The organism is Streptomyces sp. NPDC002690, from assembly GCF_053592415.1.
In genome coordinates this window covers 1-3,561 of sequence record NZ_JBSFVR010000535.1, presented here as the reverse complement: position 1 = coordinate 3,561, position 3,561 = coordinate 1, and the positions used below count along the sequence as shown (strand labels likewise).

Below are 3,561 nucleotides of genomic sequence, written 5' to 3'. Positions count from 1 at the left end.
GAGGCCGACGTAGTCGGACGACCAGCCGATGATGGAGCCGGAGTCGGTGCCGAAGGCGCGACGGCGGTGGTGCACCACTGACCGGGAGCATTCTCATGCGGAGCGGATCGCGTGGAACAGCAGAGCGCTCAGTGACTGCCAGCGGCGTACGACGTCCGTGCGGCCGTTGAGGACGTCGGACACGTGCTGCGATCCGAAGAACGCGGAGACCAGGGAGCCTGCGGCCTCGCCCGGGGTGACGCCGGGGCGCAGGTCGCCGGCGTCGAGGGCGGCGGTCAGCAGGGACTCGAGAAGGGCGATCCAGTCGATGTACGGCGTGGGCAACTCGGCGTCTATGTGCGGCCGTTCGATCTGCAGGCGGGCGCCGGCCTGGACGATCACGTCGTTCTCGAACGCGCGAGCGGCCAGTTCCAGCATCCGTGCGGCCGTGTCGATCGGGTCGAGCCCCTCGCCGGTGACCTCGTCGAGCAGGCGCGGCCAGCGTGCGTAGTGCTCCTCCACGATCGCTACCGCGAGTGCTTCCTTCGTCGGGTAGTGGAAGTACACCGCCCCTTTCGTCATCTCGACCCTGTCGGCCACGTCCTTGACCGAAGTCTGCTGGAAACCGCGCTCGCTGAAGAGCTCCGCGGCTCCCATCAGTACGCGCGTTCGTGTGCGGGCCGAGCGTTCCTGCTTGGGGTCCGAACCCCTTCTGGTGGGGATCGCCGGGGAGGCGAAGGCTGTGGACTGCGGCTCGGGCATGGCGGCCTTCCTGGTCGCGTGTGGCGCATAGGGGCATGGCGGAAAACGATCTGTCAATATACCTTCCCGAAGGTATATTTCTCGTCATCGCCACGTGTTGCGTCGGGACGATACCGGTGCGTGGCCTCCACGGCGACCAGGAAGGAAAACCGCTCGTGCACGTCATACCTGGACTTGAGGTACCTGTCGGCCACCACCCCGGGCCGGAGCGCCACTGGAAGGGAATGAACTTCGACCACCCCGTTCCGCGCGAATCCGTCCACAAGTCGGCCGACGCGGAAGTGCTCCTGACGGACGCGCTGCTCCTGGACGACGGGCGCATCGCGGTCGCCGCCCGCTGGCGCCGCAGCCACTACCTGGGCCACCGCGGCGGCGGCGCCGATCCGGTCCTGCTCGCCGAGACCGCGCGGCAGACCGCGATCCACCTGTCCCACCGTTTCTTCGGCGTCGGCCAGGGCCTGGTCTTCATCCTGAGCGAGCTCTCCGTCGATCTGGACGAAGCGCTCCCGGCGGTAGGCGCGGAGGCGCTCTCGGTCGGGCTCCAGGTCCGTTGCCGCAGGCCCGAAGCCGGTGAACGGCGCCTGCGCTTCGAGCTGGAGGCCGACGTACTGGCCGGCTCCCGGAGTTACGGGCGGGTGCGGGTCTGCTGGGAGCCCATGGAACCGCGCCGCTACGCCGTGGTGCGCAAGCGCGGGGGAGGGCAGCGGGAAGAGGGAGCGACGGCGCGGCCGTTGCTCCGGGGGTGCGCGAGCTCCCCGGCGGAGCGCGACGTCCTCGTCGAAGACGACCCGGTCCGGCCGAACGTGTGGTGGCTGCGCCTGGATCCGGAACACGACGTGCTCTTCGATCACGAGTCCGACCACGTGCCGGGCATGGCCCTGGTCGAAGCGTTCCGGCAAGTTGGTGCGGCCACGGGGGGCGACGGCCACCGGCCGGGTCATGTGGCGCTGCTCGCGGTCGAGTTCAAGGCATTCGGTGAACTGGACGCCCCGGTGTCGATCACGGCGGAACCCGCAGGGCTGGACGGGGCGGCGCTCACCCTCCGCGCCCGCCAGGGCGGCCGGGAACTCGCCGGCGCCCGGGTGCGATGCGGAGCGGGCGAGACGTCCCCCCTCCGGCAGGAGGCGGCGTGCTGACCGACGCGCGCTACGCCGCCCTCGGGGAACAGGACGCACGGAGTGCGCTCGCCCACGCGGCGCGACGTGACGCACGGGGCGCCGAAGAGCGCCGCAGGCTGGGCCCGGAAGTCGCCGCCGCCTTGGTCGACGCGGGTTTCCCTCGTCACTTCGTGCCCACCCGGTGGCGGGGGACGGCGGGGAGTTTCGCCGGACTGCTCGCCGACGCCTCGGACGTGGCGGAGAACTGCGCCGCCGCGGGATGGTGCGCCGCGCTCTACGCGGCCCACGGCCGGCTGGCCGCGTACCTGCCCGAGCAGGGGCAGCGCGACCTCTGGGCGGACGGCCCGGACGTGCTCGTCGCCGCATCCGTCGTTCCGCCGCAGGGCAGGGCCGAGGCGGTGTCCGGCGGCTGGCGCCTGGACGGCCAGTGGCGCCTGGCCAGCGGCATCGACCACGCGGACTGGGTGCTGCTCGCGTCCTGGGCACCGGGTCCCGAAGGGCCTGAACACCGCGTGTTCGCAGTGCCCCGCGCCGCGATCTCGGTACAGGACACCTGGTACTCCGTCGGCCTGCGGGGGAGCGGCAGCAACAGCGTCACCGCCGACGGTGTCGCCGTACCCGCCCACCGTTCCTTCCCTCTGAGCGCACTGCTGGAGCCACTGCCCGACGCGGCCCGCTGCCACCGCGTCCCGTATCCGATGGTCGCCTCGCTGATCTTCGCGGCGCCCGTGCTCGGGGCGGCCCGCGCGGCGCTGCGGGCGTGGACGGCCGAGTGCGCCCGGGCAGCCCCGAGCGGGGCGGGGCACGTACCCCTTCTGGCGCGGGCCTCGGCGCAGATCCACGCCGCCGGTCTGCTGCTCGCCTGCGCGGCGGACCGCGCGGACCGGGGCGATATCACCCCGCTCGCGGTGGCCGAGAACCGGCGCGACGCGGCGACGGCGGCGCTCCTGTGCCGTGAAACGGTCGACGAGCTCTTCCACGCCTCGGGCATGCGCGGACAGAGCCCCGACAGTCCGGTGCAACGGGCCTGGCGGGACGTCACCACGGCCGCGGGACACGGGGCACTCGCACTCGCGAGCGCGGCCGACGCCTACGCGGACGCGGTGGCGATGCGGGATGAGCACGCCCGGGACGGCGGGGGTGCCCGATGACGGCCGAGGGCCGAAAAGTGCCGGCGCTCGCCTTCTTCGACGTCGACGAGACAGTGATCACGGCCAAGAGCATGGTGGTGTTCCGGGAGTACTGGCTCGCGGCGACGGACCCCGCGCGGTCCGAGTCGGACGCGTCCGCCCTGCGGACCGCGGCCCGGTCCGAGCCGGATCGCGAGGCGCTGAACCGGTGGTACTACCGGCGATACGCCGGAGTCGCCCTGGCGGATCTCGAAGCGGCGGGCCGGCGCTGGTACGACGCCTACCGCAGGGGCGCCGCGGCGTTCGTCCTCGACTCCGTGGAGGCCCTCGCCGGGCACCGGGCGGCAGGCCGCGAGGTCGTGCTGGTATCGGGGTCGATGCACCCTCTTCTGGCCCCCCTCGCCGAGGAGCTGGGGGTCGCGACCGTGCTCTGCACCGAGCTGGAGGTGGGGGCCGACGGCCTCCTGACCGGCGAGGTGGCCCGCCTCGACGAGCACGGCCGGTGCGTGGAGGGGGTGGACGAGATCCGTGACTGGCTGCAGGGGCTGATGGACCGGGCGATCGACTCGCTG

4 protein-coding genes are annotated in these 3,561 nt (G+C 72.6%); 3 read left to right on the top strand and 1 reads right to left on the bottom strand.

Annotated features, from left to right (window positions below; genetic code table 11):
* Nucleotides 1-93: 93 nt before the first annotated feature.
* Nucleotides 94-741: a ScbR family autoregulator-binding transcription factor gene (locus tag ACWD3D_RS34740; RefSeq protein WP_451464679.1), complete on the bottom strand. Its 648-nt coding sequence runs from the start codon at nucleotides 739-741 to the stop codon at nucleotides 94-96.
* Between the two features lie 155 nt (nucleotides 742-896).
* Between ACWD3D_RS34740 and ACWD3D_RS34735 the strand changes: the two genes are divergently transcribed.
* The 3 genes from ACWD3D_RS34735 to ACWD3D_RS34725 all read left to right on the top strand — a co-directional run.
* The gene (locus tag ACWD3D_RS34735) at nucleotides 897-1,877 is read left to right on the top strand and encodes a ScbA/BarX family gamma-butyrolactone biosynthesis protein (protein ID WP_451464678.1); all 981 of its coding nucleotides are present in this window, start codon (nucleotides 897-899) and stop codon (nucleotides 1,875-1,877) included.
* Nucleotides 1,871-3,010, top strand: coding sequence for an oxidoreductase (locus ACWD3D_RS34730; RefSeq protein WP_451464677.1), 1,140 nt, complete (start codon nucleotides 1,871-1,873; stop codon nucleotides 3,008-3,010). The genes ACWD3D_RS34735 and ACWD3D_RS34730 overlap by 7 nt, the downstream gene beginning before the upstream one ends.
* On the top strand, nucleotides 3,007-3,561 hold a 555-nt coding region (locus tag ACWD3D_RS34725), incomplete at its 3' end, for an HAD family hydrolase (RefSeq protein ID WP_451464676.1). The genes ACWD3D_RS34730 and ACWD3D_RS34725, both read left to right, overlap by 4 nt.